The sequence below is a fragment of the uncultured Bacteroides sp. genome (assembly GCF_947632445.1).
In the GTDB taxonomy this organism is placed as follows: domain Bacteria; phylum Bacteroidota; class Bacteroidia; order Bacteroidales; family Bacteroidaceae; genus Bacteroides.
Map to the genome: position 1 here is coordinate 21,310 of NZ_CANRPM010000006.1, position 26,379 is coordinate 47,688.

A 26,379-nucleotide genomic window follows, 5' to 3' on the forward strand; every position below is an offset into this window, starting at 1 on the left:
CAAAGCCCCCACGTTTGGCAAATTCATTAATCATACGGTTTTTATACTGTCAACTATGTGTAATTCAGTTAATCAGCTACAATCTTTTGGATTTTGACAGCTTCACCGGCTTCGGCTTTCAGCACGTCAAAGGTGTAGATCTTTACAATGCCGTTTTCTACGTCATACGTCTTTTGTACATTCACTGATGACCTACCGATCTCTATTCCTAAAGATTCTGGGTTTTCAGGAGTAACACGGACTGCATATTCATCTGCAACAACCCCATCAGTGTCAACAATGGGATCTGTTCGCTCCGGTACCTGTCTAACATTGAAAGTTAGCTGATAGGTGTTCTTCTTGTACTTGACAGCTTCATTCTCGCCGCCTTCAATTTTGGCTTCCATTTTGTCTCCTTGCGTAGTGGTGAGCTGCGTAGTTCCTTCTACAGGAGTAGCAAATTCTTGCCATTCGCCTTCTCCTAAACCAAGTTTCTTCACTTCAATCTTGGGTTGTCCCCATGATACAGTTACAGTTTTTTCTGTCATGATATTATTCGTTTACTTGTTTATACAATAATTTGTTATTGATGAAATGTTCGTCTTTCCCGTTGACGGGCATCACCCGCTGCTTGTCGAGCGTAAAGCGGAAACCAGCCCCACGTCCAACCTTAAGGACTTCAATGGCTATTTTGCAAAGTTCACGACACCGAGGATCATTCACTTCAGCCTGTCTGTTACGGATATTATCTTTCACGTAGATGTTCACATTTATAAAAGCCTGCTGTATCTGACCGCTTCCGTTGTCAAGGATAGATATAACAATGTCCTCTTTGTCAGAACCGGATGGCCTTTTGGACGCCTTACATAGTTTTCCTGTTACGGCATGCTCCAATGCGGAGCCTTTGATGTGATTGTAGATGTCATCTTTGATTTCAATATCCGATTTCATAAGGCTATTTGCGATTTAAGTTTCTGCATCATACTTGGAAATTGCTGGCGTGCGAACAGTTCGGCGGATGCAAGTACCACTTTGTTGTCCATCGCTTCCACGTATTCGGCATAGGTCATACCTGCTACCACGACAAGCACATATCCGCTACGGTACTTATTGGCGATTTCTTCAGCAAGAGCCTTTCCTGTTTCAGATCCTTCGGAACCATTCTTTACAACGCTGAAATCTGAATACTTGATTATTTTTCCTTCAGAATCAGTGACATAGCCGATTGAACTTCTTAGATTTCCGGTACGGTCTATCCAGCTTTCTTCAGGTGACCTGTCACGTGCCTCGATGATACATTCCTCGCCAAGATGTGATAGGGCACGCAGCATTAATCTATTTACCCTATCAATCTCTTGGATGATGGTGTCATGGATGGACGATTCAGATGTAACTCGTTTTATACCCACATTCTTGCGTTAAGTTGCCCTCTTTGGAAACCAAGTACCTTGGCCTCCACGAGGATGCTTCCGTCTTTGCGGAAAACACGAACCCGTTCATCTCGTTTGAATTCTTTGCAATTCCGATCCATGTAGATGATGTACCGATAGACAAAAGTTGTTCCGTCATCAAAAACTATGACCTCAGCCTTCCCTCCGTTCGGTTCGCACCTGCAAGGTATTTCACCTGTAAACGATGTTTCGCCGGGATGAAAGTCTCCATTCTCGTCTTCATATCCTTCTGATGTTATCTGATAGGACAACGTATGAGGTCTGAATGATACAATCATGGCTAATAGTTTACGAAGGTTACGGTAGGTCTCTTTTCATCGGTTACTTCATCTTCCCCAATGGAGGTATAGATGGAATTTGCGATCTTTAGAATGGAAGTCTTGTCTGACTGGCTGATTGATACTCCGCCCTCCGAAATATTGGGCGATGTAACCAATCCAACCAAGCAATCCGCAACGCATCCACGAAAATCCTTTCCACGAGCTGTTTCAGGGTCAAATTCGTCATCCTTGTTCAGACCACGTACAATGAGTTTGTTTTCCAGATACCCGGTTGGTAAAGGATAGTGAATTTCGTCACGGAGTGCTTCGAGGATTGTTTTCATACCTTATTCAGATACATAAGACTCAACGGCTGCTTTCAGTTTGTTTTCTTTGGCATCACTCAACTTGTTTACGGCTTCAATCAGAGCCTCGTCAGATGTCTTGGCATCGAAATTGGAGCCGGCAATCTTGTTCAGTTCAGCTACAAAGTTAGTCTTGGTATAAGCCTTTCCCCAAATGGTGATCTTTTCGTCGGAAACATCACTTGCTTCTGCCTCCGTGTCAACTTCCTGGGCCTCGGAAATGTCGAGAACATAGATTTGGTCAACATCCTCGATGATAGGTGCCACGAAAGCCTGCCCGGCTGTGATTTCTCGCAACGGATTTGTCAAAGAGTATTTGGAAATGAGCTTAAACGCATCCACTTCTTGATAGTCCACATTCTTCACGGGGTTCGTCTTTTCAGCCAAGCGGCCATAAACAAGCGTACCTACCACGTCGTTGCAAATGAAGACAAGGCGATTGGCATTCCAAGGCTTCATGGAAATCTTCTTTCCGTCCTTTTCGAAAATGACAGACCGGTCAATCACCTTGAACGAAATGCCATTGTTGTCATCGGCAAATGCCTCGTTGAACTTCGTAGCGGTAGGTGTGGGAAGAATGGTGTCTTTGGTGAAGGATTGACCATTATAGTTCGCCACAAGTTCTTTTGCCTCTTTCGTTTGGCGCAACTTGTCGTAAGTTGATTTTGCGATGCAAATTTGAATGACGGAATTGCCATCACCATCAGCCTTACTGATTACGCGTTTGATGTCCTCCAACGAAGGAAGCCCTTTGGTGGTTGCACCGAACGTGTTTGCGGCAAGATAGTTGAAGTTCAGTCGAAGCAATGCATTTGGGGTGTCTTCGTCCTTGATAGCCACATAGCCATTGGAAAGAGCAAACAAGAAGTTGTACTCGTTTCTTTCGTCAATGCCGACTGAACAGGCAACTGCGTCGTCAGACAACTTTTTCACAATCTTCTGTGCATTTCCGCCCTGCGCTTCCATCACATTGATATTGTTGATGTCAGACTCCTTCAGGATTTTCGACATTCCGATTTTCGGTAACTTACCGTTAGCCGAAGCGATGCTGTCACGGCTCTTTACGGGAAGTTCAGAGTCAACAGCTACAAAGTCGGCGGCCACATAAGTGGTATTTACCGATGTGCTTTCCCATTTGTTGTCAGGAGAATACTCCTGTCTCAACATGGCATTTTCTCCTTTATGGAGATAGGTAAGGTTCTTGTTTCGTTTACCATTTACCTTTTCAATCAGTCGCTGAAGTTTCGGGAAAAACTTGGCGATATATTTTGCAAACAATGATTCATTCATACGTTACCTCCTTTTTTTTAATCGTGTTCAAACACAAGGGTCGGCACAGCGGCCTTCAGTGCATTCTTGATGCTATCCAATGGATAGGGACTTGCATTGTCATTCACTACGCCTGTGTGCATGATTGACACGAACGGTTCTTTTACAGATTTGGTGGCTACACATACACCTACATACTCGTGACTGCCGGGAAGGGTGTCGTATGCGTCTCCTCCAGAGTTCAACGGCATCGGTTTGTAAGTGTCACTTGCCGTGTCGCGAATAATGACGTGGCCGGCTCTGATGTATTCTCCTTTAAAGCCGCTTACGTCCAAAACTTTTCCGCCTTTTACACCGGCGATGTATTTGCGGATAACAATCGGGTCGTTATCGAAACCGAATGATTCAATGGTACCTACATCTACTGCTCCCATTTTTTTCTTACTTTTTTTGAGTTTTACATATTTGCCAAAGCGTCAATTTCATCGTCGCTTAATGGCTCTTCTTTTGGCTTTCCTCCTCCTGCGGCAGGCGGATTTCCAAGTGTGGAAAGTCCGGCATTGGCGCGTTCTTGATTGTAAGCCTTCAAATCCGCTTCAACTTCGGAAATGAATTCATCGAACTCGTCGTCATTCTCAAACTTCATTTTTGAGAAACTCTTCAACGTGCGGGTTCCGAATGCTCCGGTGTCTTTCAGTATGGCTTCCAACTTAGCTTTCTGTTCGGATATTTTCTTTTCTCCTTCCAGTGCGGAAATCTTTCCGGTAAGCGTTTCGATGGTCTTCACCATACCTTTTGCCCATTCTGGAGTATCGTCTTCACTCTTCCCTTTGTTTGGTGGATTCTTTTTTGAACCAGTCTGACGCGTTCTTTGATCCGATATGTCTACATCGTCATCATTATCGTTATCGTCATCTGTTTCAGGGTGATTTTTCTTCCATTCGTCAAGCAAACGATTGGCTTGCGACTGGCCGAAAGTGAGGTAAGGAAGAACCGCATCAATCTGCTCGTCAATCTCTGCGTTTACATCCTCTTCGGAGGCATCATCTGCGGATTTCAGGTTATCGGCAATCTTGGCAGCAATACCCTGAAGCTCCTTTTTGTTGAACCCTAACGCCTTCGCTTTAAGTTTCAACCTTACAAAAACTTGCTGTTTTCTGTTCATTGTTACTAATTTTGGTTTATGAAATAGCCTGCGAGCAATACATGCAAGCAGGCTATCATAGGACACATTTTTGTAGCAATGAAAGTCTTTACGAAAGTCCTGTAACATGTAGCTTCACATGTTGGGACAAAGGTAAAAATAAAATAGCTGAAAAACAAACATTTTCTTTTATTTTTTTCGCCTCACTATGCAAATAAACAGGGTGAGGCGAACATTATATGCTTTCTTCTCAATACGAGAACTATTTTATTTCTCTCATCTGAGAAGCTACTTTAACGGCTAATTGATATTGTGCGCTCTTTAAATATGAATTGAAGAACTCATATAAGATTACATCTGGATATGTATTCATCTCACCAAATCTCTCTACACTTACCTTTGACGGTGTATATCCCCTTTTCTTGCACAAAGCCGTGACTTGTCTCCCTAATTGAGGAAGGTCTTTTACGTAGATTGGGAGACCATTTCTTGAGACATAAGACGAAATAGTAGACCTACATCCATGATCAATTTTGTTCTTCTCCAGATTTTTTACTTTTTCTTCAAGCAGACTCTGTCTTCTTTCAATCTCATTGATTTTGTTTTCATACTCAACATTCAGTTGAGCCATTTGCATGATAAGCTCGGCTTGTGTCATGCGTGGATAGTTGTTCTGATTTTCATCCATTGCTACATTAATTTAGTTTGTTATTCAATATGTTTTGGATATGTAAAAATACAAATAAATATTTGAATAACAATGATTTAGCGATATTTTTTTTCGATGAAAACAATAATATTTTTGATTTAACTTTTATCTGAAAGCAGATGAAAAAGCAGAACAGATTTTTCAATTTAGCTTTAATGCAAGCAAATAACTATTATAACAGACAATCTTCTATAGTTTTACCAAATTGTCTCCGATGGATAAAGATCCTAATTTGAGAGCAAATCACAACTTGCAGAAATCATCTAAGAAGGATTAACGAGCAACTGACAAGCAGGGCAGCTACGGCAGCTATGGCAGCGATAATTCCAGATACCGCTGCAACCTTGCTCCAGTCAACGGGGTTACTTAGGCTTGGATTGTCATACAAATACAGCCCTCCTTTTTCGGTAAGCCTCGCAGATTCCACTCCACCGCCTTCTACAAATGCGCCATGAGCAAGACCCTTATCATGCAGGGAGAGGATGGCAAGCACATACTCATCCGACTTGACGGCTGTTTGCCCGTCCGTCAGACCGGCAGAAAGCATAAACAAAACTTTCTTTTCCGTTTTTGAAAGCCTGATACGTTCCATATTATCCATTATCTTTTATGAACGGGTTATTGCCGTTTTTTATAGAATCTCTTAACCATGTTTTCGCTAATATGCTATTCTTTGTCACCGTACTTTTCGATCCACGCATCCAATGCTTCATGGCTTGAAAAGTCGATTTGAGGGGTGCTTTTGCTGTTGTCGAAGAAAAGCCCGTCAAACAATTCTTCCAAAGTTGCCATTCTTGCCGTCATGTCGTTATCAACAAGCACGAATTGAGGATAACCGACACATGCCCCCTCCAGCTTCTTGTGCCAAACATGGAACGCCATATAACCTTTCCATTCCTTTTCAAACAGACAACGATTGAAGCCTATGGTTTTTGCATAGGCAAACGCTGCTTTTTGGTATTTCGCTATTTCCTTTTTCATGTTGTAAAGATAGTGCTATTTCCCGAACCTCTCAACTATCCCTCCAATAATTTCAGTATTAACCATGAGATTGTCCACACGGAGTATCATTATGTTTCTTGAAACATGTATCCTGTTATACCCATACACAAATCATACATTTCTGAGGCTGTTATTTTTATCAGAGTATATCTTAATTTCTCAAACAAAATCCGTATATTTGCATTATAAATAAAGACCTAAACATTATTTATACAATCCTTGAAGCAAATTAAGATGTTAATATGACAGACAAAGAATTTATAGAAAAAAAACGGCGTGAGATGAAAGAGGAATTGACCACCGAAATGCATGCAGAGTTATTGGATGGAGAAATATCAAGGTTTGACCTCTGTGTAATGGGTGTGTTCGCCCAAATTCGCAGAGGAGTTGCTAAAAATGTAGCCCTGAAAAGATACGGAATATCGGAAGAAGAATACGATGCAAATATCAATCGGGTACTATCTGAATAAATATTTCTCGAATATTTTTATCTGTTCTGCATCGTTCATATCTATTACTCCATACCAGCTTGAGTCAAGTAGCATGTCTTTTCCATATGTTTTTTCAGAGATCAGATTCATAGGAAATAATGTTTTTACATCATTCTTGGAATAGAAATTGCGCACCATGTCTTCTATCTCTTTTGTATGTTTTTTGTCTTTACGAGAAGTCTTGAAGTACGTAATTAAGTCATCCACATCCCTCTTCTCTGCAGCAAAACCATACTTAGCCCATGTATATCCACCTACATCAATATTTGCATGAACATTAATTTTTGCAATACCAGCCTTTTTGTATTCTTTGTAAAAACATGAAAGGACTTTTTTAGAAATACCTCTGCCTTGTAAATCTTTAGGTAAAATGAATAAACTATGTTGCACTTCCTTGTATTTGGAACTACCTGCAAAAAAACGGATTAAACGGAATTCTTCACCATTATGTTCACCTATGTAAGACAATTCTACATTTCCTCTCAAGTTGACCTCAATGCTTCGTTTGGTTATATTTATCTTATTTTCTTTAAATAAATCAGATAGTGTTTTATCTATTGATATTAAATCAACTCCACTGATTGCACTTTTATTGAACCCGGAAACAGTACTCTCTCCTTCAAAAGAAAACCCATTATTTTTCAACTGCTTTAATGTAGATTTGTCAAACTTGAATGGTTTTGTCGATACAGGAACTTGCTTCATTGACTTTCCATTAATGTATGACGGATTATCTTTGATAAAATACGGCAGTGTTCCTCTATCCTTAGCCTTTTCTATGCGGTAAGCATTTGTTCCCACCCACTGCTTGAAACTATCCGGCACATCCTTTACTTCATTTACACTTTTTGTAGAAACATCACTCCGTCCGTCCCACGCCCAAAACTCTTCTTCCGTTTTGAGGATTGGTATCTTGTAGCAACGGCACAGTGGGTGCCAACCAGTCCAAACAAAATCCTTCGGGTACTTTCCGGCAAGATGGTCGCAAATGTCGGAGAACGGCTCTCCGTTCAAGGTGTGATTCCCGCTCAATTTGATTTCATAGCCAACCACAAAATCCATTTGTTTCCAACGTTCGTTTTCGGCAGTTCGGTAAGCCATATTGATTTCAGATGCGGCCAAACGGATAGAACGGTATTCGCAGTCGAGTGCTGTGCTTGCTCTGCCAAATTTCTCTTTATAATCCTTTTGTAGTTGTGGGAAGTCGAGCAGGTATTTAGATATACGTTTGCTCAATGTGACGGCACTCATACCTTTTTCGATGGCGCAAGATATAGCATCCTCCAGCTCTTTTTTGTAAACGACAGACTGGTTCCATAGCTTTTCTGAAACATTAAAACCTTTATCTTTTCGGTTCTGGAAAGCTTTCAAAGCATCAGAGTTTGCTTGATATAAGACTTTGTATTTTTTCCCGTCAACTTTAGCATTGTAAGCCTTTAGAACTTTATTTGCCATCAAGTCTTGCGCCTCATTGCTGTTCTTCCATTCGTCACTGGTACCACGATAAATAACCGCTTCTATATCATCAACAAATCTTTTTTGTATTTCGTCTATTCTCCTGTTTGTTTCAGGATAGCCAGAGAAACTGAAAGGGTCTTCGCTAATGTCATCAATACCCAAGCTATCAACCAGCTTTGCGGCTTCCATATTCAGCGTGTCATAAACAGACTCAATAAGCGAAATATATTTAGCCAACCGTTTATTCAGTTCGTCGTACTTGTTCTTTTGGCTGGGTATTTTGGGTTTTGCCATCGTCTCTTTTCAAATCTGTCACATACATCCATGTTCAGGAACATGCTACGCTTCTGAAATGGACATTTGCACATGAAGTATTCACCATTCCTTCAACTTGAACTTTCATAATATTTAAGCCAGCAGTGTAAGCTTCGGCTTACACTGCTTTTACTTATTCTACAACTTGGCAGATAAGTTACCTATAAAATCAATTATTCTTCGGGACTATATGTACCGGTAATATCCGCAGTGCTTTCATCATCCAAATGTGCCTTACCTGAAATGACAGTTCCGGTAATGTTCAGCTCAATGGACGTGATTTTTGCACCATTTTTTCCGACATCTCCTTTTAAATTCTTGAAGTCGAAGTTGAGACTACCATCTTCCAATGATACTTCTACGCTCGGTACGCCTGCATTGGCATCCACGCTTGCCGTAGCTTTAGTGACAGTTTGACCACTGTTCCCGCCTTCCTGATATGCAATTACCATCTTAGCAGCCTTAACCTGTGTCTTGCTGATGATGCGTATCATCATGCCGACTGGTACATCGAGGTCAAACACGCGTTTATGTGAATCAAAATTTAACTTGTCGTAAGCAATAGGTTCCATATCTGGCATATGCCGGTACAGAATCAAGTCATCGACTGTACCGTTATCTACTTGGATAACACACTTACCTTCTGATACAAAGTCAGCTACATATAGCCCTTCTTTTTCAATAAATTCAATGTCTTTCATTTTTCTGTTTTTTTAGTCTGTGATTCTATCTTCAAATATATTGCTTATCCTGCTTTTGGAAGCCTCTGCATCTTCTTTCTGGATTTGCTCCAAAGTCTTTTCAGCGTCATTGGAATAGCCGGCCATTTCGATAGATTCAAGCTGACTGAAAATCGCTTTGCCTCCATTCCCTTTTTGCAGACGAGTAATCATGGCCGTTTCATCATTCTGTATAAATGGGGTAATGATGTGTTCTACCTCGACATTATCCACTTCTTTTTCCCAGGCTGTATTCATCATTTTCAGGAACTGCTTGATAACGCTGCATTCACGTTCAAAGAACTCAATCCAGGGGCCACTTTCGTCTCCTACTTTCAGATGGGCATCAGTCAGCAACATTTGTCTTGCGTCATAACCGATGCTACCAAGTGATTTCATGTTCTCAAACGATACATCTGGCATCTGTGACTGCATGAAGAATAACTTAAGCAATGTATCCACATGGTACTTTAAAGCCTCAATGGCTTGGTTCCAAGAGACGTAAGCAATATCCCCTCCGTTTTTAATCTGATAGACCCTGCGGCTTTCTCCCTTATTATCATTGCCAACCAAATCTCCGACTACCTTCAGTATAGGCGATGAATTGTAGGCGATCACATCGCTGTTTCGAGACAAGGTGTATTCAATTTCCTCCCGGATGTGCGAAAGTCCGTGATAGATGGGCTCAGGCCTGCAAGCATACGCACCGGGTATCTTGAGTAGCTTAACGGGTTCAGATGCCATAAGTTCCCAACCATTACCTGCCTGTTTCCACATGTAGTGACGATTTGCGGTGTAGGTTTCAAAATAGACTATTTCGACATCCTTCACCTTTTTCTTGTATTGGAATGACATAGCCAACATATCGCCAAGCTCATCAATCAGCGGATATAGCAATACTCCGTCCATCGGAGAGTATGTTTTGCACTTTAGTTTGTAATCGCTTTCGAAGCCATACAAGGTATTCTTCTTTTGGACAACATACCAGATAGTAAATATCTCACAGGAAGCGAAATAAGCCACACCACGTTTGATGTTCTCAGAATCAATACGCGCATACTTGTAGATGGCTTCGATAGCCTTGGCGATTTGTTGTCTGATCTCATAGCCTTTCGTGTTGTGATAAAAACGCTTAACAGGGATGGCGTACATGAATTCCGTCATTCGTTTGGTAAGCAACTTTTCAAGGCCAATGTAAATGCGAGAAGCTTTTTCGACAATGCCGTCGGACCGTTCCTTGTCTTTTCGGCTGCAATGGTCTTGAACAATATTATGCTTGGTAGGTTCATAGTCTGTTATCAACTTGTCCCATCTGGGTATGTCAATGCTCTTTTGTTTGAGGTCATTGATGATGTCAGTTGCGTTTCTTGACAGGTCGAGTATAGCGGTTATTGCGTCCATAAAATTTGTTTTAAGTACGGTATAGCTTCATACCGGTAATGAATGTTATTTCGATAGGAGTTTATCAATAAAGTAAATCTGCCCTTTTCCTGTTACTTTAGTGGTAGTAGTTACCAATACCACTCCATCAGGTTTTGTTATGGAAGTCTGTTTTAGCTCAAACAATCCAAGTTCCATTGATTTTTGGGTAGGCTGATTGTAGTATTGTCCTTTTGAACATAGATAGCCATTTTCTCTCATCCATGAAAAAAGTCTGTTTTGTCCGATAGATACTCCATTCTGCTGGAGTATTTTTGCCAGTTCGGCAACAAGGCATGATCGCTGGGAAGTTGAAACAGCATCGGCGAACAAGACTTTAGGCTTGTCTTTCTCAATCTTTTTCTGTTGTTCTTCAATTTGATTCGCCTGATTGGCTGCCAACAGCAACGCTTCGCTAAATGTGGATGGGATTTTGAATCCTCCATTTTTTACAGTGTTTTCGCATTCTATGAAATACTTTCTCGCTCTTTTCCCTTGTTCATTATTCTCTATCATTGAAAGCTCCTTGGCCATACTTATAGAAAGAGCGTACTCTATTCTCGTGGTAGCACCTATTTCTCGCTCCACAATTTCGGGGAATGATTGAAAATCAACTCTTTCAATGAAATCATACTTGTCAATTCTGTCCTTAATCCATGTGGAGAAATCTCTTTTACTACATAAGAAGCAATGTAGGTCACGTGCATTTACAGCTTTTTTGCCATTAGTTTCTTTAATTGGAATTAACTCGTCCATAACATTGTTCCGTACTCCTTCATACGGTGATTGGGTTATGGTGCAAAGTTAATAAATATGTTTGAAAATCATCACAATTAAATAATAAAAAACGTAACTACAGAATGTAATCACGCTGATATTAAAAGTCAGTGATTTAAATTACAAACCAAACATAGCAAGATGTTCTTTCGTTTCATTAGGGCTGTTTTTCAAAGTTGAACTTGTATGTCAAGTTTTCCCCCAAGTCCTTTCGTTACAATGTCATAAAGCGTGGAGAGAGTAAGGTTACTTTCCTCCATTTCAACTTTAGAGATAAAAGACCGTTCTTTCCCTATTTTCTCTGCAAGCTCGCTTTGTGTCATTTTTTTTTGCTTCACGTGCGTTACAGACTATTTGTCCTACGCAATAAGCATAAGCCTCCTTGTGAAATTCCTCACGCTCGGGAGACCCTATTTTGCCATACTTCTCGTCAAGTATGGCGTCAAAGCTGCCAATGTTATTTTTTTCTGCATAATATTCTTTTTTAAGTTCCAATGCTTTTTTAATTTCACTTTCCGGCGTCTTTTGCGTTTTCTTCTGAAACCCGTTGAACAGCATCACGATGTTGCCTTCATCGAATAAAAAGAATGCACAGTAAATATTACCGTCGTAAGACGATCTAATTTCATAAATGCCGTCACGGATAAATTTTACAAACTTCTCACTTATCCGTTCCTGTATTTTGAGCAACTTATCTTCTTTCATCAAAGAAGAAAAATCAGACTGATGCTAGTTCGCATCCGATAGAGTGGATTGTATGCAATATCTCATCGAAACGCTCTTTTGATGGTTTTTTTGTACCATTGGCGTATGCAGCAAGCAAGCTTTGCTGAATCCCCATACGCCTTGCTATTGCCGACAGGTTCAGTTCTGGATGTGAAAGCAGTATCTTTGATATTCCTGTTGGTTCGGGGTCGTCATATTCAAAACTTTCAAAAGAAACATCCTCGTCCAATTTTTCCCAACGTATTCCGAAAGCGTTTATCTCGTATTCGTTGCGTTCTTTGTCTGATGCTGACAATAAACGGCGATAATATAACAGAGACTGCCATAAAGTACGCCCGTCATCAGTTAATCCGTAAATGCGGTTGTCTTCAAACCAAATTTTCGTTATTTTCATTATGCGGCAGTTCCTATTTCATACAAGAATTCAGGAGCCAAATCCGCCCCATTAGCCCATTCTATTGTGACATGTGTCAATCCGTATTGGATGAATTTATCCTTATCCAGCAATTCCCCAAACACTTCTCCTGTAAGGTATGGTTTTAAATCAACCTTTTTTTTGCTTCCGTCACTGAAAGTTACAAGAAGCTCATAATCTCTGATATAATCTACATCTACTACTCGTAACATAAGCGTTTATTTTAAAGGTTCTATGTTATCAATCTTATCGCCTCTTTGGGCTTTTTCCCATAAAGAAAGGATTTCAGCCTCGTGCAAATCCATCCATTGATTGACTTTGGCTATTACCTTTGCCGGAGCTTGTCCGTCCACAATCCTATCCAATACGCTGATGGAACATTCATAGTTTCCATAGGTGAAATGAATATGCGGAGGATTATGGTCTCTCCAATACAAACTGATTATTATTCCAAAAAATCGGCATATTTCCGGCATGATAGTTCTTTTTTTGTTTTGCCATACAAAGATAGGATATAAATTTATATCCTACAAATATTTTCCCGCTTTTTCTTTGCCGTTCCAAAAAATATTCTTCCCTTTGCGGTGTTCAACATATCATCAGTAAATGCAGGTCGTGAACTTGCATACGTGCAGGTTATTTTTATGACCTCACTTAAAATATTAGGTGCTATCGTACCCCCGTGTGAAGTATTAATGTACTCACAGCATTTTCGAGATGTGTTGAACAGCGGGAAAGGCGATGGCACTTTTTAATTTTAAGTAGATGCAGGGCAACCACATCGGGCACTACTTGATTCTTTTCTTTCATAATTTCTTCATTTTGCAAATTTATAAAATAAAAAAATACGGAACTCGCTTTGAATCCCGTATTTCTATTTACACAAAATATTTTATAGCTCTAAAACAGAAATGCACCGACTTTCACAAGCCAGTACATCTAAATGATGAGCAATGAATAATCATAAAACATCTTTGAGTATTTCTCCTTCATTAATAGGCGTGTAATCTTTAGGATAAAATGTATTGGCCAGCGCATCTCCCCAGTCAGGAGAACGTTTTATGCGTTCCTTGATTTTGTCTTTAGGTTCAATGATGATGCTGCCATTACTTTGGAACTTCCAGTGTATTTCGGTCAATTCCTCCATGAGTTTATCACAGGGTGGAATAGCAGCACCAAACCCATTTTTGGGATTTAACCAATCACGAACAGCCCAGAATAGATACGCTCTCATATTAGCAAAGGTATATTGTCCGGTAATGTCATTCAACCCGGATGCACTTTCCGAGAACTTGCAAGAGTAAACATTTGCGTAGTTCAGTTCTTCAAGTCTTGAAAACACTCCGGCTCCTTCGCCGATAGTATCAACAAAAGCTTTTGTATCTTTATTCTTAACATATTGTATAACCATTCCTACAACGTGCATATGGTCGGCACGACCGGAGGACTGGTGAACTTCAAACTTTGGTATGTAGTTACCGTATCGTGGGCATAAAACACTATCATCACGCCCCATACCTGCGACATCGACACCAAGGCGGCAGGACTTAACAGGGATGAAATTTTCATCTTCAAGTTTTTTCCATCTTTCATTGGCGATTTCAACCCATTCGTATGGTATCAAGACATTTTCCGCAACTTTGGGGAACATACCAAGTACCTTTACACGAAATAGGTCATTTGGCCTATACAGTCGATCTTCCCATTTGAAGTCACCTTGCCCTTCGTCGAAATCGTTCGATTGTATGGGGGAGCACCATGTTTCAACTTTGTCCTTCACCCATTCATAGTTAACTTGGCCAGGTATCACTTCTTTTTTTGATACGACATTTTCAGCATTAAGAGAGTTCAATCTAAATTTAGAAAATCGCTCGGATTTCATGGCACGAGCAGCATATCCCGTTGTGATGTTTGGATTGAATACTATAAGCAGCCGTGAGTTACCTTGCAGGTTGCCTTCAATGGCATTATAGATGATTTCAGATACACCTGAAGCCTCAGTTACTGCGAACATCGTGTTTACGGCATGAAAACCGGACCAAGCTTCTGTTGCGCTATCATCTGCCTTAAATCCTGTTAGAAACCATTCTTCATATTGTGTTCGAATATCATCTCCAACCAAACGACCGGGAAGCACTTCGGCGTTTCTCAACAACCTTCGTACTTCTGGTGTCATAATATTATGGACTTGTCTTCCGGTTGGAGCGGTCATAGCTACCTTAGTGTTTTTAGTTAGTTTACCAGTGTTGTCAAATCTTGGTGTAAGGTAAAAAAAACACAAACAAGCGCAAGCAGACACAAAATCTTTGCCACGTGCAGTTCCTGAAGCAACTGCTGTCATTGGATTAAATTGTACAGATGAAATGATATTCTGTTGTTCCTGATCCAGCCTTGCTTTTAAAACATCACGCACAAATTTATTCCAATCTGCACGCCATAATTTCATATATAGCTTTGCCTTTTCTACGTTTTTCATCAATCTTCAGGGTCATCAGGCAGCTCCTGCATCAATTGCTCAAATGGATTGACATTGACATCCTGTTCAACTCGCTCTACATAACCACGTTTCTTTCCCTTGGTTTTCAAGTAGAATATGATAGCAGTTAAATCATCATTGTTAATTGCAGAAAATAATTTTGATTCTACAATATCAATGGTTTCCTCTTCAATCTCTTCAGCACGTTCCTTGAACTTAGGATCGTTATCTCTCCATTTATAGTAGCAAGACCTTGTAATGCCTACCTGCTGACAGGCATAAGAGACAATCCCATGACTTTTACGGAAATATTCCAGGAACATTTCTTGCCTTTGTTTCTTCTTCATATCGTATATACTTTACGCAATTAATCCTCCAAACAAAATGTAGTGGAGGATGAATTGCAGGATTAATCAAATAAACTCTGCTGCACGGCACCAGAATCAAGTTCCTTCATTTGTTGCTCTGATGGCATTGGCGCAACATTGTTTTTATCGTAAAAGCCGTTCTCCTCGCAATAGAAGAACCGGCTCCAGTCAAGTCTATCGTAATACCCTTCCACATATGGATAAAGCGCATTCTGTTCATCACGTATCATATCAGCCTTGGTTTTACCGGCACGTTTGCCCTGCCATGTATGGCAGTCATACACGTAATCCGGTATTCTGTCAAAGTTTCGTTCACATTCGGCCAAATCAAGCGTTTCACGACAATTCAAAAGGTTGCAGGCAAACCAGTCTGCATCACGGTTCTTTCGAGCCCGAAGAAGAATTGTAACCGCACGGGCAATGAACAACGGCTGCGGATTCATATCATCAGCTTTGCGCAGAGCGACAAGCTCATGCGTTACGCAATCCCAACAATCTTCTGCTGAGATAATCATCAGTCTGTTCCAAAGATGCTTCCGGTATCTCACCATTAACTGGCAGGCAGCATAACCGGCATAAGCATCATGTCCTCTACGGATAGCCTTCTGCAATAACGAAAGCATTTCGAACATATTGTGTCCGTTCTGTGTCAATAATTGTGGTTTCATTTTCACCTATTTACTTGTTAAATTTGAGTTATCTTTGGATAGTTAAAGATACAAATAAATAACTGTAGTGCAATGGATTATAATCTGTATTTTTTGGGTAAATTCCGATTATAACTAAGATTTAACTATCCGAAACTATAGCCAAATCAGAACACAATATCTTTCATTTGAACCACGTTCCTGCATCCATAAGTAATGAAGTTGTTTGTCGTGTTATATGAATACGCTCCGATATTCCGTATAAGAATCTTATCGCCAATGTTAGCAGGGCCGTTATATTCACGTATCAGATAATCAATCTCAACACATGAGCATCCGAAAACTACCGCATTCTCTACATGATTGCTATTCTTGCCGTAATGTGCATACGACGGACTCTTACAAATACAAGACGCACCAACATCTTCTCGCTTGGTGTCAAGCACGATGAATGTCTTTCCTTGTACTTGCTTCACTCCGATAATAGTAGCCAACAAGTGCATGGCATTCGATACGACAGGCGTTCCATCTTCGGTTATGAGTGTTTTTTCTGCATTCGGATATGCCTCGGCCATTTCAAATCCGATAGCTTCGGCATATTCTTCAAAACTGGGTACATACTCATTGAACTGTTCTTTAAAAGAATCATCCATACGACCAAACATATTTCCTCCGATATCAATGATAGTAGCACCAAGAACGTCTGCAAACTTTATCATCATCTTCACCCGTTTCCTAAAATATTCCAGACTACGTGCTTGGCTGATGTGGCAATGTACGGACTTGATTGTGACGAATGGGAAGTTATCTTTATTCAAAAGGAAATTAAAATCTTCTCCAGAAGTATCAAATCCAAATCTGGATATGATACCATTCCCAATATCAAAGTTCAGTCGTACACCAAGCTCTATCCGTCGTTGCTTGGCATTGGTCCAATCAACGAAATTCTTGAACTCATCAATATTCTCGATATTCACAATTCCACCATTCAGAGAAACATTCAATTTATTGGCAAAATCTGGTATCACCCCATTGTAGATGATATTCTCGTCACGGACACCAAGCTCTTTTGCATAATGATACTCTTTGGGAGATACAACTTCGGCGTACTCTCCAAGTTTATCTACAGCCAGACAGAAGTCTTTGTGGTAGTTCGTTTTATAACTGTACCCCATGTGATAGTTGGGATAGTATTTATTTACCGCTTTTCTAAAATCGGTGATATTGCCTTTAAATGCCTTTATGTCGCATATATAGGCAGGAGTTTGAATTTCTCTAACGTTTAACATTTATCTTAGCTTGGTTTTTCTTAAAATCATAATCAAAATATTTTCCCCACTTATTTTTCATTGCAAGCCTGAACTGGAAGTTCACTTTAGAATCGACGGTTGTCCCTCCACTATTTACATCCTTTACGCTCATTGAGTGGAAATATCGAGGTTGCAATATGATACGGTTCATCAGCAATTCCTGCATCATCATATCAATATCAGACGTAGCAAAATCTTTTGGGTCAAATTTCGCCTTGAAAGCCTTCTTGTTAATCCATCTAATACCACCGGGCATCCCTTTGAAACAGAACTCTTGTGTGTAGTTGTAAAGTGCAAATTGAGGGTTATCACATGCAAATCCCAGGTTCAGATCCACAAGAAGCTGGGCGATGCGTTCAATTTCAGATGTGGCAATTTCTCGATAATTCTTAAATTGGGTCTTAATGTTTGTTGTGTCATCAAGCCTATACGTGAAGTTCTTTATATCATCGTCGGCAATAAAAATCACATCTTCCGGAGTGTTTTCGATAATCCAATACAGCGTTGTCATAAAACTCCATACAATGGTACCGTCTTTCAGCGTGGCCCCTTGTGGGATGACAAGAAGTTCTTTTACTCCGGCGTTCCTATACGCTTCCTCTTCCTTCCATCGCACAACATAAGTACAATACTCAAGCAAATCTTGCGTAAGTATTCTGTCAGGTCGCTGGTAGGACATGCAGTAGATGTTAAATGAAATATCTTGTTTCAAAATACTTCTTCATTTTAAATCCGACATTGATTTCCTTCTGGTCATTCTCATAGTCATATCCAAGTAACTGCTTACACCGTAGATAAAACATGTTACAACCGGCATTGCTTACAAAGTTGAGAGAAGCATTCACCCGTGGATTGATTTCAAGCAAGGTGACCTTTCCATCATCTCCAAGAATGAAGTCGAAGCATGCGTTACCGTCAATGCCAAGTTTCTCGCAGATCGTTTTTGCAATATCATAGGCCTGTTCGTTAGGCATAATTTCGGCATACATCATAGATCCAAATTCAAGAACATATCCGACATATCCACAGATATGGGTGACACGTCCTTTGTCGGCCAATACGCTTACGGAATAATCAAGGCCATTCTTGTATTCCTGAACAATGACATCATGGTCTTTTTTATCTACAATCTGGCAAAGCTGCCCAAATGATATATAGTGCTTTTTTCCAAAACGATGAAAAAGATTCACATCTAAACTTTTCTCATCGTCAATAACAGCAAAGCCACGACCGCCACACATATTTGCAACCTTGCAGCACATTTTATTATCAACAGTTCTTCGGAATCTGTATAGTTGACTTTGATACTTTGCAATTATCTGTTTGGGCATATACTTCCCAAACATCTTATGAAGCGCAATCTTGTCATTAGCAATCTTCATAGAGTCAGGAGAAGTCACAGATATGTGGATCCCATATTTTTCAAACTCATCCTTGTGGTCAGCCATAGCATCCAAGTCTATTGATGTGGTAGGAAACACAACATCAATACTCAACTTCTTACACAATTCAAGCAGTGTTGGAAAGTAACTTTCATCAGAAACTTTCGGAACGACAAAAGCCCCATCACATTCTCCTTCTTTTGGCAAATCCCATTCAACAGAGTTCACACAATACACATTGACATGTGCTCCATCGTAATTGTTCTTCAGGCAGTCTATCATGTTTTTTACATGGATATTACTGCACGTAATAAGTACGTTAATAGGCATCATATCTATTTTTCTTTTACAATTTTAGCTTTCATTTCATCGTACCAGATAGCACGAGCTTTTATCTTTCGTTCACCGTTCTTTGTTTTGGCAACAATCACTTTCTTGTCATCAATACCAAGTACTCTTGTGAGATTAAGGTAATCTATTTCGTTGCGGCAAACAATCATCACATAATCATACTTTTCGTATCTGATAAGTTCCATTTCCTTAATCTTCACATCAGTTGCAGGGTCAATCTGTGGAAGTTCAAACCCAAGGTTGAGGTTCAGTTCTGCTGTCCAATCTGCAAGCATATCAACATCCCATTCGCCAGAATGCGTGTTTGCCTTTATGTTTATAGCTTTAAGTTCAGTCTGGGTATATCCTATCAGTCTCTTGCAAAGCACGGTAGCATTTTCTCCCTTGCTTGCTTTTAGGGCATCAACACGCTGGTGCCCAGAGATGATATTATTGTGTTCATCGACAACAATTATACCGAAATCACCAAACTGTTCCAGCGACTCCTGTAGCTCCTTTGCCTTCTTTTTGGTAATCTTCCTTGGATTGCCAATATCATCTTTCAATTCAGAAAGAGGTATTTCGATTACTTCAATACTTTTTCCCATCCTGTTTTTGTCATTTCAAGTCGTTCAACTTCAGGTTTTATAAAACTGCTACCGACACGCACAAAATGCTTGTTGATGGCATTTCGATATGAAGCAACATTTCTTGGATTGATGTAGATATACACCAAGTCAAGTCTTAGACACTCATACGCATACCGTAAAGCAAGAAGCGTTGCCTTACTCGTGATGCCGAGTCCAAATAAATCTTGTCGCATGATGCAATAACTTAATTCAGCGGCTCCGTATGCAACGTTCTTCAACGCTACATATCCAGCAAATTCATTGTCGGCCAGAATAGCAAACATTGGATTTTTAGGATCAATGGCTGCATTCTTAAGATATTCTGTTTCACTTTCCAGTGTTGCAGGTACCGGGGCATCGCTTTCCATATATTCCCAAAGGTCTGGATTATTACGAAGGTGCCAACTAAACTTTGCGAAATGTCCGTCTATAGGCGTAATCTCTACATTCATACAAATTTTTCAATTATATCGTTCATACTATAATACTTGTATTCTGCCAACCGTCCACCAAAAATGACATTTGGTTCTTTATCGGCAAGCTCTTTATATCTGGAGTATTTCGACAGGTTTTCTTCTGTTGGTATTGGATAGGATGGGGGTATTTCGTCGTTGTAATCGCATGGAATTTCTATTGAAACGACAGTCCCTTTGCAGTTTGTTTTGAGGAAATGCTTATGCTCAATGACCCTCGTCCACGGAGTAGAAGCATCAGTATAGTTTACGACCGCATTGCCTTGATAATTATCTGTTTCCGGCAAAAAGCATTCATTGAATTTTACGGAACGATAATCCAACTTACCAAAACGATAATTGTAGAATCTGTCTATCTGACCGGTATATACCATTTCTCTTGCAAGTGATTTATAGAAATCAATCCGTTCAAAGAAATCGGCATTTAAAGAAATATCGCTACCTGACAGAAGTTTTGTAATAAACTCGGTATAACCGCATTCAGGTATGCCTTGATATCTTTCGTTGAAATAATTGTTGTCAAACGTGTAACGTATAGGAATACGTTTCATAATAGATGCAGGAAGTTCTTTGCATTTCTTGCTCCATTGCTTTTCTGTATACTCCTTGATGAACATATCATATATCATCTTACCGACAGTGGAAAGGCAATATTCTTCCAGATTTTTTGGATGACTAAAACAAACCTTGTCCTTTTCTATGGCTTCCATAGCATCTATGGGAGTGGCGGCCCCAAAAATCTGGTTGAACGTATTCATATTGAACGGCAGGTTATAGACATTCCCATGATAATTGGCGAGAGGAGAATTTACGAACTGGACAAATTCACAGATGCCATTCACGAAATCCCAGACTTTTCTCGAATTTGTTCTGAATATATGGGCACCGAACTTATGTACTTCAATGCCATGTATGTTTTCAGTATAACAATAACCACCTACGTGGCTACTCTTATCTATAACAAGACATTTTTTGCCATGTTTAGTTGCAATATATGCAAACATAGATCCATATAATCCGGCTCCAACTATGAGATAGTCATACTTAGGTGTTGTCATACTGCTTTCGGTTATGTATCACTTCATACATTATTTGTGCTAATTCCAGCGTAGAATACTCTACGCCGTAAAGCACTTACTCAATCAATGGCAATTACTAAATTGGGAGACAACCCAATTCCATCCATTTTTGCCGTAAAATTACTATAAAATGACTGAAAAACAAACATTATTGAATAAAAAATCAATATTCAATGTATATTTCGAGTAATTGTGTATAATACGGATTTTATACATCATCTATTTGCCCAATATGTTTTAAACCCTAATTTACTGGTTCCCCATCTTTTTAAATAGGAGTTCAATCGTTTCTCAAACCTTTCTTTTCCGAACATGATTCCGTCAATAATCCTTTTACGTGTATCATCATTAACAGGTTCGCCATCATGGTAATCAATATAGGCTCTATTTCGTTCAAACGATACAAATCCTTTATTGGCTCTTTTGACCTCATTCTCAAAACTGTTGATGTTACGGCTCAAGAAATAGTTCTTCTTGCTTTCTTCATTTGCAACAACTTGTAGGTAATATTCGTAGTCCGGGCCTTCATCTTCAAACCAAAAGCTATTTTCTATTCTCGGTTTTTCAATCAGGTAATAAAACGGATTGCCATCCTTTTCTATTTTCACAGCGCCTTCATACTCTTTGGAGTAATATCCGCAGTCATTGATAAGTTTACAATATTCAGCAAGTGCATTCTTGTATTCATTCGTTTTAATATCTATTTCAGATTTCGAAATTGAATGTTCGGCACACCCATTAATTAGCTTACGTACTTCCTCTTCAGATTTCTTGCTGAATATCCATCCGGCACCATCTCTTAGTCGGGGATTAAACCTTCCACCCAGTGCTTTCAACTTATCTTTAATGGATTTTGTATTTCCGTACACGGCTATGGCTTTTTCTGAATAATCGACGATACGAATATCATTCACGGATGCAGATATTTCTTTAAGGCTTTCTTTATATGCAGTTATCACATCCTCAAAGTCTTGTCTGCTGAATGCTTCCGGAAAGCTAATGCCGTCAGGCATGTATTTTGTGTCTTGACACATAAATTCTGGATCTAACTCGTCCTTATGTAACTCGTGGCAAGCTGACAGGAAATCATCATAACTTGCATACTTTGTTAAATCCATCCAGGCTCCATATAATGAACCGTTGTTGTACTTTGCATACGTTCCGATGTATGCACCGGGCGTTTTACTTGTTGTCTCCATTGCTATATTTTAAAGTGATTCCAAAATTTTCATATTGTTTTTATCTTGGCTAATTATAAACCTGTAAACCCAAGCTGCATCTGAAAACTCATTTCTGTATTTCAAACCGAGTTCTTGCAGTTTAACGGCAACTTCGTTTGCTGCCATTTTGTACCCACCTAAAGTGTGAACTCCAATCCCATACGAAGCAGGATAAATAGAGATCGAATATTCAAACGCTTCTCGGAGATATTGCGACAAATTCTTATAACTTGATTCTTTGTCAATCTTAGAAAGCACCCATTCAACCGTAACTTCTTTCTCTTTTGGAGTCTTCACATCTTTAATTTTGAGATCATCATTTGTCTCGAGTACAACAACTAAATTTTCAGCTTGTCTGTAAGACAATCCTTTATTCGTTGTCTTATATCCTTTACGTCCCCAAACATTATAACCAAGTTCTTCCAATTTCTTAATTGTTTCTTTACTAATATTCATTACTCTTTATTATTACTTGTTATTAATTGGCGTTATTTTGGATATGTAAAGATAGCGATAATTTATTGATATCCAATAAATTAAACGCTTTATTTTCGGCATAAAATACAGAAAGACAAAGATTTAACTTTTACTTACAGATACAAAAAAGGCAGAATAGAATTCTCCATCCTGCCTTAATACAACAAATATTCTATGAATATAAGAGTACTAAACAAATGTAGGCGTAAACTCAATACCCAGCGCACGTGCGATACGGAAGAAACTCGACAGCTGTATGTCCGCTTCTCCCTTTTCCACACGGGCGATATAGCTCTGTTCCTTACCGATTTTCTGCGCCAGTTGTTTTTGGGTTAACTTTAGCTCCTTACGGCGTTCACGAAGTATATCACCATAATACCATGCCATTGCCTTCTCATTAAATTTTGCACGGGTAGCTGTGCCATTCTCCCCATACTTTTCATCAAGTTGCCGGTTGGTTGTTTTGAGCTTGGCTAATTTCTTCTCATCTAACTGTATCATAATTCTAAATCTTTTAAAATTCGTATTGCTTTGGCTATTTGCTTGTTATAGTCCTTTGTGGATTTCTTTAAGAATCCGTTAAGCAGAATTATTTTTGTGGACAAAATGACATTACTGTTGTCAATTGCAAATAACACTGTTCTGTACTCATTAGAACCAACTGATACACGCATTTCATACAAGTCTGTCCCTTCCAAATGCTTTACATATTTTACAGGCAAGGCATATACAGTTTGTACAAGCTCGAATGTGTACTCAAATTTGTCCTTCACCCTTGCATTCAGACCATTGTAGAACTCTTCAAATTCTTTAGTCTTGTAGATGGTTCTTATATCAGTGGTTTTGCTTTCTATTGATTCCATGATGCAAATATAACTAATTAGTTATAATATAACAAACTTTACGCTCAATTTTGCATTAAACTTTTTCATTGCTTAGTCCTCCACAAATTCATCTTCATGTACAAAGATGTGTTTACCACTTCCGCAAATCTCGACTTCCCATTTATCACCCAAGCATTCAATCAGGATGATGTTGCGATAGCCTTTATAAGGCTCTTTTAATGTTGCTGTTCTCATTGCTCCTAATTTTAAAAATGTGGATCTATATAGTGCATTTGATAATGCAGCATAAGTAGAACTCCGTCTTTATAAGCCTGTCCTTCTTGAACCCAGCGTCCATTACTCCTTTTTGTAAATACTTTCGGCTCTCCTTCCAGTTCTGGAAGAATTTTATACTCGCCTGCATAATAATCAATGCACTTTGTCCGATTGAAAGTGACCTCAATCTTACACGGAGAAACAATTTTAGTTACAGTCGCTGCACGTTTGTCTGAGTAATAACATATTGTACAGCCAAGGCCAACTTCTGGAATAAGATTTTTAATTGCTTCCCGTTTTTCTTTCTCCTTTTTATCATACCAATCTGACATCTTAATGTCTCCACCGGGATATTTACGATTCTCTATTTCGTGAAGGATTGCAAAACTTTCTTTGCTTGTTAATCTACCTGATTCTTTCATTGCTAAAATACTTTTTTATGATTATTTCTTTTGATTTCGTTATCATGGAATCAGTATCAATTCCGATTTGCAGGTAGAACTGGTTGTTCCCAGCAAGGCTTTCGCTTGCGATTTGCAGGGTTCTTTGTTCTTCTTTAGTAAAACCAATCCGGAATGTCCGAAAGATAGCAAGCGCTTCTTTCAGGTATCCAGATTGAAATAATTTCACTGCTTTCTCTGTTTTCGTTCTCATTCTCTGATATTTAATTATGTAACTTTGTATATGTAAATATACATATAATATATTGAATAACAAAGAGTTATAGCATTTATTTTCAGAGAAAATCACAATTAAATTTCAAGAATTTGCTTGTAAAACTAAGAGTTCTTATTCCCCATCTTTCCATCTTCAGGATAGCGTTTGGCTATGGCTGCCAATCTCACCACCATTAAAGTTTTCGCCACATCTCAAACATTCCCACGTATATTTCGGATTTCTACTTGGCACTAACCAATTTCCACATTTGGGGCAAAACGGGAGCAGCCCCTTTACAAAACCTACCTCAATACCAAACTCTCCATTGTGGAATCTTACATCATTGGCATTATCACACGCTGCTTCACTATCATCATCATATAATCTGAATACTTCTATATTTGATGAGAACAGCTGGTAAGTCGCTTCCTTGTTGATAACCAGCCATACAAATCCGTCTTTACAAACTTTTGTTTTCATTTCATCAATCTCCTATCTTCACCTATGCTTTCGGCATAGATACCTTTGTTTATCTCTACATTCCTACCTGTTTCATATCCATTGGCGGCGGAGATGTCATCCACGTTCTGACTGCTTTTATGGGGCTTCCCAATTTTCTCATCTTTCAAAAAATAATCAATCTCTGTACGTGTACTCAGGGTAAGTGCAGTGATGTCGCATTCCTGTTTTAGTTGCTGTTCCTCAGATCGGAACTTGTCGTTTAGGCCAGATACGCATCCGCAGAGATAGGAGCGGAGGTACATGGCAATGCTTTGTGGTCTACGTCCGAACTTGAACAGGCAGTCATGCCGATATGAAGGATATTCTTTCTTACCAATTTGGTAGAACCTGTTGGAGAGAAAGGAAACAAGATATAGAACGACTTCCACATTCTTCTTACGCCCGACAATTTGGAACTTGTCACGGCTCATGCGCCCATTGTCTTTTCTTGTTGATACGACAAGCGGACGACACATGTTGTATTTGCATACTACTCCGATTAGACTTTGATACCATATACCACTGCTAATTTCTGGTTTAAATGGTATTTCTTCGGCCACAACAGGATTTTCAATCCTTTCCTGTGTTGGGATGTCTGTCTCTGACAAGTTATAAGCTATCAAAAGACGGGTGATGCCGGCTGCTGCTGCGAAGGCCTCTCCTTCATTACCAAGCGAAAGCGCAGACTCTTTCAGGTTCATCAGCTTGCGAAGCTTTTCTAAGATTTTGTCTTTATTCGTCATTGCTACTATATTTGAGTTTATAATAATCCTTCGTCACGCATGGAAACATATCCATTTTCACAGATTACAATACTGTCGCACAGCTTAATACCAAGAGTGTTCAAACCACTGCTGACCTGTTTGGCCATTCGTGTATCATTATTGGAAAAAGTAAGGTTCCCAGACGGATGATTGTGTATCAAAATTACGGAAGCTGCCAAGGATTCTACTGCATACTTTGCTATCAATCTTACATCCACTATGGTAGAACTAACACCGCCTTGGGAAATTTTTGCATATCCAATGGCGATGTTTGCTTGGTTCATCAGGATAATAAACGAACTTTCGTAAATGGAAATATCATCAAAATAGAATTGACGGGCAAAGTCTGCCGAATCTTGCGATGAGTAAATTTTTGTAATAGGGAATTTTTGTTTTTCTGCTTTAAGGCTATATTCTACTGCATTCCTTTTCATTGCTCTTATTTTTAATTGGTTTTTAGTATAGTA

Annotated in this window: 37 protein-coding genes and 3 pseudogenes; 1 reads left to right on the forward strand and 39 read right to left on the reverse strand. The window is 39.4% G+C overall.

Features of this window, described 5'->3' with window-relative positions:
- Window positions 1-68 precede the first annotated feature (68 nt).
- The 11 genes from Q0Z70_RS02245 to Q0Z70_RS02295 all read right to left on the reverse strand — a co-directional run bounded on the left by Q0Z70_RS02245 (window position 69) and on the right by Q0Z70_RS02295 (window position 6,158).
- Entirely contained in the window at window positions 69-527 is a 459-nt protein-coding gene (locus Q0Z70_RS02245; protein WP_298072236.1) for a hypothetical protein, read from the reverse strand.
- A 4-nt stretch (window positions 528-531) separates the two neighbouring features.
- Entirely contained in the window at window positions 532-930 is a 399-nt protein-coding gene (locus tag Q0Z70_RS02250) for a hypothetical protein (RefSeq protein ID WP_298072238.1), read from the reverse strand.
- A complete protein-coding gene (locus Q0Z70_RS02255) occupies window positions 927-1,388 on the reverse strand; it encodes an HK97 gp10 family phage protein (RefSeq protein WP_298072240.1) in 462 nt (153 codons plus the stop codon). Before Q0Z70_RS02255 ends, Q0Z70_RS02250 begins: the two co-directional genes overlap by 4 nt.
- Window positions 1,379-1,708 (reverse strand): hypothetical protein, encoded by a 330-nt coding sequence (locus Q0Z70_RS02260; protein ID WP_298072242.1) that lies wholly within the window; start codon window positions 1,706-1,708, stop codon window positions 1,379-1,381. Before Q0Z70_RS02260 ends, Q0Z70_RS02255 begins: the two co-directional genes overlap by 10 nt.
- A 2-nt stretch (window positions 1,709-1,710) precedes the next feature.
- Window positions 1,711-2,034: a DUF6706 family protein gene (locus Q0Z70_RS02265; RefSeq protein ID WP_298072244.1), complete on the reverse strand. Its 324-nt coding sequence runs from the start codon at window positions 2,032-2,034 to the stop codon at window positions 1,711-1,713.
- Between the two features lie 3 nt (window positions 2,035-2,037).
- Window positions 2,038-3,345: a major capsid protein gene (locus Q0Z70_RS02270; protein ID WP_298072246.1), complete on the reverse strand. Its 1,308-nt coding sequence runs from the start codon at window positions 3,343-3,345 to the stop codon at window positions 2,038-2,040.
- 17 nt (window positions 3,346-3,362) lie between these two features.
- Window positions 3,363-3,758, reverse strand: coding sequence for a hypothetical protein (locus Q0Z70_RS02275; protein WP_298072248.1), 396 nt, complete (start codon window positions 3,756-3,758; stop codon window positions 3,363-3,365).
- 23 nt (window positions 3,759-3,781) lie between these two features.
- Window positions 3,782-4,597, reverse strand: coding sequence for a hypothetical protein (locus Q0Z70_RS02280; protein WP_298072250.1), 816 nt, complete (start codon window positions 4,595-4,597; stop codon window positions 3,782-3,784).
- Window positions 4,598-4,730: 133 nt separating this feature from the next.
- Window positions 4,731-5,156 (reverse strand): hypothetical protein, encoded by a 426-nt coding sequence (locus Q0Z70_RS02285; RefSeq protein ID WP_298072252.1) that lies wholly within the window; start codon window positions 5,154-5,156, stop codon window positions 4,731-4,733.
- Window positions 5,157-5,436: 280 nt separating this feature from the next.
- The gene (locus tag Q0Z70_RS02290) at window positions 5,437-5,778 is read right to left on the reverse strand and encodes a hypothetical protein (protein ID WP_298072254.1); all 342 of its coding nucleotides are present in this window, start codon (window positions 5,776-5,778) and stop codon (window positions 5,437-5,439) included.
- A 65-nt stretch (window positions 5,779-5,843) separates the two neighbouring features.
- Entirely contained in the window at window positions 5,844-6,158 is a 315-nt protein-coding gene (locus Q0Z70_RS02295) for a hypothetical protein (protein WP_298072256.1), read from the reverse strand.
- A 263-nt stretch (window positions 6,159-6,421) separates the two neighbouring features.
- Between Q0Z70_RS02295 and Q0Z70_RS02300 the strand changes: the two genes are divergently transcribed.
- Window positions 6,422-6,649: a hypothetical protein gene (locus tag Q0Z70_RS02300; protein ID WP_298072258.1), complete on the forward strand. Its 228-nt coding sequence runs from the start codon at window positions 6,422-6,424 to the stop codon at window positions 6,647-6,649.
- Here Q0Z70_RS02300 and Q0Z70_RS02305 read toward each other — a convergent pair.
- From Q0Z70_RS02305 to Q0Z70_RS02440, 28 genes and pseudogenes are all read right to left on the reverse strand, one after another.
- Window positions 6,638-8,422 carry a hypothetical protein gene (locus Q0Z70_RS02305; RefSeq protein ID WP_298072260.1) on the reverse strand — a complete coding sequence of 595 codons (1,785 nt, stop codon included), beginning with the start codon at window positions 8,420-8,422 and terminating at the stop codon, window positions 6,638-6,640. The two genes, Q0Z70_RS02300 and Q0Z70_RS02305, sit on opposite strands and share 12 nt — an antisense overlap.
- Before the next feature lie 194 nt (window positions 8,423-8,616).
- Window positions 8,617-9,144 carry a hypothetical protein gene (locus Q0Z70_RS02310; RefSeq protein ID WP_298072262.1) on the reverse strand — a complete coding sequence of 176 codons (528 nt, stop codon included), beginning with the start codon at window positions 9,142-9,144 and terminating at the stop codon, window positions 8,617-8,619.
- Between the two features lie 12 nt (window positions 9,145-9,156).
- The gene (locus Q0Z70_RS02315) at window positions 9,157-10,563 is read right to left on the reverse strand and encodes a phage portal protein (RefSeq protein ID WP_298072264.1); all 1,407 of its coding nucleotides are present in this window, start codon (window positions 10,561-10,563) and stop codon (window positions 9,157-9,159) included.
- Between the two features lie 45 nt (window positions 10,564-10,608).
- Complete coding sequence (locus Q0Z70_RS02320; RefSeq protein ID WP_298072266.1) at window positions 10,609-11,337, reverse strand: phage antirepressor KilAC domain-containing protein; 729 nt, start codon at window positions 11,335-11,337, stop codon at window positions 10,609-10,611.
- A gap of 191 nt (window positions 11,338-11,528) precedes the next feature.
- A pseudogene (locus Q0Z70_RS02325) lies at window positions 11,529-11,814 on the reverse strand (helix-turn-helix transcriptional regulator).
- Window positions 11,815-11,820: 6 nt separating this feature from the next.
- A pseudogene (locus Q0Z70_RS02330) lies at window positions 11,821-12,048 on the reverse strand (type II toxin-antitoxin system RelE/ParE family toxin); the annotation flags it as partial.
- Between the two features lie 28 nt (window positions 12,049-12,076).
- Complete coding sequence (locus Q0Z70_RS02335; protein WP_298072268.1) at window positions 12,077-12,478, reverse strand: DUF2442 domain-containing protein; 402 nt, start codon at window positions 12,476-12,478, stop codon at window positions 12,077-12,079.
- Window positions 12,478-12,711 carry a DUF2442 domain-containing protein gene (locus Q0Z70_RS02340; RefSeq protein WP_298072270.1) on the reverse strand — a complete coding sequence of 78 codons (234 nt, stop codon included), beginning with the start codon at window positions 12,709-12,711 and terminating at the stop codon, window positions 12,478-12,480. The genes Q0Z70_RS02335 and Q0Z70_RS02340 overlap by 1 nt, the downstream gene beginning before the upstream one ends.
- Before the next feature lie 6 nt (window positions 12,712-12,717).
- On the reverse strand, window positions 12,718-12,975 hold the full coding sequence (locus Q0Z70_RS02345) for a DUF4160 domain-containing protein (RefSeq protein WP_298072272.1): 258 nt from the start codon (window positions 12,973-12,975) through the stop codon (window positions 12,718-12,720).
- Between the two features lie 485 nt (window positions 12,976-13,460).
- Window positions 13,461-14,975 (reverse strand): hypothetical protein, encoded by a 1,515-nt coding sequence (locus Q0Z70_RS02350; RefSeq protein ID WP_298072274.1) that lies wholly within the window; start codon window positions 14,973-14,975, stop codon window positions 13,461-13,463.
- Entirely contained in the window at window positions 14,975-15,322 is a 348-nt protein-coding gene (locus Q0Z70_RS02355) for a phBC6A51 family helix-turn-helix protein (protein ID WP_298072276.1), read from the reverse strand. Before Q0Z70_RS02355 ends, Q0Z70_RS02350 begins: the two co-directional genes overlap by 1 nt.
- Before the next feature lie 62 nt (window positions 15,323-15,384).
- On the reverse strand, window positions 15,385-16,011 hold the full coding sequence (locus Q0Z70_RS02360) for a hypothetical protein (protein ID WP_298072278.1): 627 nt from the start codon (window positions 16,009-16,011) through the stop codon (window positions 15,385-15,387).
- A 146-nt stretch (window positions 16,012-16,157) separates the two neighbouring features.
- Window positions 16,158-17,279: a hypothetical protein gene (locus tag Q0Z70_RS02365; protein ID WP_298072281.1), complete on the reverse strand. Its 1,122-nt coding sequence runs from the start codon at window positions 17,277-17,279 to the stop codon at window positions 16,158-16,160.
- A complete protein-coding gene (locus tag Q0Z70_RS02370; protein WP_298072283.1) occupies window positions 17,266-18,012 on the reverse strand; it encodes a hypothetical protein in 747 nt (248 codons plus the stop codon). Before Q0Z70_RS02370 ends, Q0Z70_RS02365 begins: the two co-directional genes overlap by 14 nt.
- Entirely contained in the window at window positions 17,990-19,015 is a 1,026-nt protein-coding gene (locus Q0Z70_RS02375; protein WP_298072285.1) for an ATP-grasp domain-containing protein, read from the reverse strand. Before Q0Z70_RS02375 ends, Q0Z70_RS02370 begins: the two co-directional genes overlap by 23 nt.
- A 2-nt stretch (window positions 19,016-19,017) precedes the next feature.
- Window positions 19,018-19,620, reverse strand: a complete 603-nt coding sequence (locus Q0Z70_RS02380; protein ID WP_298072286.1) for a ParB N-terminal domain-containing protein — start codon at window positions 19,618-19,620, stop codon at window positions 19,018-19,020.
- Entirely contained in the window at window positions 19,599-20,093 is a 495-nt protein-coding gene (locus tag Q0Z70_RS02385; protein WP_298072288.1) for a GNAT family N-acetyltransferase, read from the reverse strand. The genes Q0Z70_RS02380 and Q0Z70_RS02385 overlap by 22 nt, the downstream gene beginning before the upstream one ends.
- Window positions 20,090-21,172, reverse strand: coding sequence for a UDP-galactopyranose mutase (gene glf / locus Q0Z70_RS02390; RefSeq protein WP_298072290.1), 1,083 nt, complete (start codon window positions 21,170-21,172; stop codon window positions 20,090-20,092). Before glf ends, Q0Z70_RS02385 begins: the two co-directional genes overlap by 4 nt.
- Before the next feature lie 761 nt (window positions 21,173-21,933).
- A pseudogene (locus Q0Z70_RS13525) lies at window positions 21,934-22,392 on the reverse strand (antirestriction protein ArdA); the annotation flags it as partial.
- Between the two features lie 9 nt (window positions 22,393-22,401).
- Complete coding sequence (locus Q0Z70_RS02400) at window positions 22,402-22,869, reverse strand: hypothetical protein (protein WP_298072293.1); 468 nt, start codon at window positions 22,867-22,869, stop codon at window positions 22,402-22,404.
- A gap of 210 nt (window positions 22,870-23,079) precedes the next feature.
- Window positions 23,080-23,391: a helix-turn-helix domain-containing protein gene (locus Q0Z70_RS02405; protein ID WP_298072295.1), complete on the reverse strand. Its 312-nt coding sequence runs from the start codon at window positions 23,389-23,391 to the stop codon at window positions 23,080-23,082.
- The gene (locus Q0Z70_RS02410) at window positions 23,388-23,753 is read right to left on the reverse strand and encodes a type II toxin-antitoxin system RelE/ParE family toxin (RefSeq protein WP_298072298.1); all 366 of its coding nucleotides are present in this window, start codon (window positions 23,751-23,753) and stop codon (window positions 23,388-23,390) included. The genes Q0Z70_RS02405 and Q0Z70_RS02410 overlap by 4 nt, the downstream gene beginning before the upstream one ends.
- A gap of 72 nt (window positions 23,754-23,825) precedes the next feature.
- Window positions 23,826-23,969, reverse strand: coding sequence for a hypothetical protein (locus Q0Z70_RS02415; RefSeq protein WP_298072300.1), 144 nt, complete (start codon window positions 23,967-23,969; stop codon window positions 23,826-23,828).
- An 11-nt stretch (window positions 23,970-23,980) separates the two neighbouring features.
- On the reverse strand, window positions 23,981-24,412 hold the full coding sequence (locus Q0Z70_RS02420; RefSeq protein ID WP_298072302.1) for a hypothetical protein: 432 nt from the start codon (window positions 24,410-24,412) through the stop codon (window positions 23,981-23,983).
- The gene (locus tag Q0Z70_RS02425) at window positions 24,396-24,644 is read right to left on the reverse strand and encodes a hypothetical protein (protein WP_298072303.1); all 249 of its coding nucleotides are present in this window, start codon (window positions 24,642-24,644) and stop codon (window positions 24,396-24,398) included. The genes Q0Z70_RS02420 and Q0Z70_RS02425 overlap by 17 nt, the downstream gene beginning before the upstream one ends.
- A gap of 156 nt (window positions 24,645-24,800) precedes the next feature.
- The gene (locus Q0Z70_RS02430; RefSeq protein WP_298072305.1) at window positions 24,801-25,127 is read right to left on the reverse strand and encodes a hypothetical protein; all 327 of its coding nucleotides are present in this window, start codon (window positions 25,125-25,127) and stop codon (window positions 24,801-24,803) included.
- On the reverse strand, window positions 25,124-25,891 hold the full coding sequence (locus Q0Z70_RS02435; protein ID WP_298072307.1) for a DUF2786 domain-containing protein: 768 nt from the start codon (window positions 25,889-25,891) through the stop codon (window positions 25,124-25,126). The genes Q0Z70_RS02430 and Q0Z70_RS02435 overlap by 4 nt, the downstream gene beginning before the upstream one ends.
- A 17-nt stretch (window positions 25,892-25,908) precedes the next feature.
- Window positions 25,909-26,346, reverse strand: coding sequence for a JAB domain-containing protein (locus tag Q0Z70_RS02440; protein WP_298072309.1), 438 nt, complete (start codon window positions 26,344-26,346; stop codon window positions 25,909-25,911).
- Between the last annotated feature and the right edge of the window lie 33 nt (window positions 26,347-26,379).

Bases quoted from the DNA above. Each gene is read 5' to 3' on its own strand.
- glf (WP_298072290.1), bottom strand. From the start codon at position 21,172: ATGACAACACCTAAGTATGACTATCTCATAGTTGGAGCCGGATTATAT.
- Q0Z70_RS02290 (WP_298072254.1), bottom strand. From the start codon at position 5,778: ATGGATAATATGGAACGTATCAGGCTTTCAAAAACGGAAAAGAAAGTT.
- Q0Z70_RS02310 (WP_298072262.1), bottom strand. From the start codon at position 9,144: ATGAAAGACATTGAATTTATTGAAAAAGAAGGGCTATATGTAGCTGAC.
- Q0Z70_RS02375 (WP_298072285.1), bottom strand. From the start codon at position 19,015: ATGATGCCTATTAACGTACTTATTACGTGCAGTAATATCCATGTAAAA.
- Q0Z70_RS02340 (WP_298072270.1), bottom strand. From the start codon at position 12,711: ATGTTACGAGTAGTAGATGTAGATTATATCAGAGATTATGAGCTTCTT.
- Q0Z70_RS02380 (WP_298072286.1), bottom strand. From the start codon at position 19,620: ATGGGAAAAAGTATTGAAGTAATCGAAATACCTCTTTCTGAATTGAAA.
- Q0Z70_RS02250 (WP_298072238.1), bottom strand. From the start codon at position 930: ATGAAATCGGATATTGAAATCAAAGATGACATCTACAATCACATCAAA.
- Q0Z70_RS02275 (WP_298072248.1), bottom strand. From the start codon at position 3,758: ATGGGAGCAGTAGATGTAGGTACCATTGAATCATTCGGTTTCGATAAC.
- Q0Z70_RS02300 (WP_298072258.1), top strand. From the start codon at position 6,422: ATGACAGACAAAGAATTTATAGAAAAAAAACGGCGTGAGATGAAAGAG.
- Q0Z70_RS02265 (WP_298072244.1), bottom strand. From the start codon at position 2,034: ATGAAAACAATCCTCGAAGCACTCCGTGACGAAATTCACTATCCTTTA.
- Q0Z70_RS02385 (WP_298072288.1), bottom strand. From the start codon at position 20,093: ATGAATGTAGAGATTACGCCTATAGACGGACATTTCGCAAAGTTTAGT.
- Q0Z70_RS02430 (WP_298072305.1), bottom strand. From the start codon at position 25,127: ATGAAAACAAAAGTTTGTAAAGACGGATTTGTATGGCTGGTTATCAAC.
- Q0Z70_RS02260 (WP_298072242.1), bottom strand. From the start codon at position 1,708: ATGATTGTATCATTCAGACCTCATACGTTGTCCTATCAGATAACATCA.
- Q0Z70_RS02440 (WP_298072309.1), bottom strand. From the start codon at position 26,346: ATGAAAAGGAATGCAGTAGAATATAGCCTTAAAGCAGAAAAACAAAAA.
- Q0Z70_RS02360 (WP_298072278.1), bottom strand. From the start codon at position 16,011: ATGAAACCACAATTATTGACACAGAACGGACACAATATGTTCGAAATG.
- Q0Z70_RS02355 (WP_298072276.1), bottom strand. From the start codon at position 15,322: ATGAAGAAGAAACAAAGGCAAGAAATGTTCCTGGAATATTTCCGTAAA.
- Q0Z70_RS02365 (WP_298072281.1), bottom strand. From the start codon at position 17,279: ATGTTAAACGTTAGAGAAATTCAAACTCCTGCCTATATATGCGACATA.
- Q0Z70_RS02305 (WP_298072260.1), bottom strand. From the start codon at position 8,422: ATGGCAAAACCCAAAATACCCAGCCAAAAGAACAAGTACGACGAACTG.
- Q0Z70_RS02410 (WP_298072298.1), bottom strand. From the start codon at position 23,753: ATGGAATCAATAGAAAGCAAAACCACTGATATAAGAACCATCTACAAG.
- Q0Z70_RS02315 (WP_298072264.1), bottom strand. From the start codon at position 10,563: ATGGACGCAATAACCGCTATACTCGACCTGTCAAGAAACGCAACTGAC.
- Q0Z70_RS02295 (WP_298072256.1), bottom strand. From the start codon at position 6,158: ATGAAAAAGGAAATAGCGAAATACCAAAAAGCAGCGTTTGCCTATGCA.
- Q0Z70_RS02405 (WP_298072295.1), bottom strand. From the start codon at position 23,391: ATGATACAGTTAGATGAGAAGAAATTAGCCAAGCTCAAAACAACCAAC.
- Q0Z70_RS02345 (WP_298072272.1), bottom strand. From the start codon at position 12,975: ATGCCGGAAATATGCCGATTTTTTGGAATAATAATCAGTTTGTATTGG.
- Q0Z70_RS02280 (WP_298072250.1), bottom strand. From the start codon at position 4,597: ATGTTACAGGACTTTCGTAAAGACTTTCATTGCTACAAAAATGTGTCC.
- Q0Z70_RS02400 (WP_298072293.1), bottom strand. From the start codon at position 22,869: ATGAATATTAGTAAAGAAACAATTAAGAAATTGGAAGAACTTGGTTAT.
- Q0Z70_RS02415 (WP_298072300.1), bottom strand. From the start codon at position 23,969: ATGAGAACAGCAACATTAAAAGAGCCTTATAAAGGCTATCGCAACATC.
- Q0Z70_RS02425 (WP_298072303.1), bottom strand. From the start codon at position 24,644: ATGAGAACGAAAACAGAGAAAGCAGTGAAATTATTTCAATCTGGATAC.
- Q0Z70_RS02350 (WP_298072274.1), bottom strand. From the start codon at position 14,975: ATGAAAAACGTAGAAAAGGCAAAGCTATATATGAAATTATGGCGTGCA.
- Q0Z70_RS02285 (WP_298072252.1), bottom strand. From the start codon at position 5,156: ATGGATGAAAATCAGAACAACTATCCACGCATGACACAAGCCGAGCTT.
- Q0Z70_RS02335 (WP_298072268.1), bottom strand. From the start codon at position 12,478: ATGAAAATAACGAAAATTTGGTTTGAAGACAACCGCATTTACGGATTA.
- Q0Z70_RS02270 (WP_298072246.1), bottom strand. From the start codon at position 3,345: ATGAATGAATCATTGTTTGCAAAATATATCGCCAAGTTTTTCCCGAAA.
- Q0Z70_RS02320 (WP_298072266.1), bottom strand. From the start codon at position 11,337: ATGGACGAGTTAATTCCAATTAAAGAAACTAATGGCAAAAAAGCTGTA.
- Q0Z70_RS02245 (WP_298072236.1), bottom strand. From the start codon at position 527: ATGACAGAAAAAACTGTAACTGTATCATGGGGACAACCCAAGATTGAA.
- Q0Z70_RS02435 (WP_298072307.1), bottom strand. From the start codon at position 25,891: ATGACGAATAAAGACAAAATCTTAGAAAAGCTTCGCAAGCTGATGAAC.
- Q0Z70_RS02420 (WP_298072302.1), bottom strand. From the start codon at position 24,412: ATGAAAGAATCAGGTAGATTAACAAGCAAAGAAAGTTTTGCAATCCTT.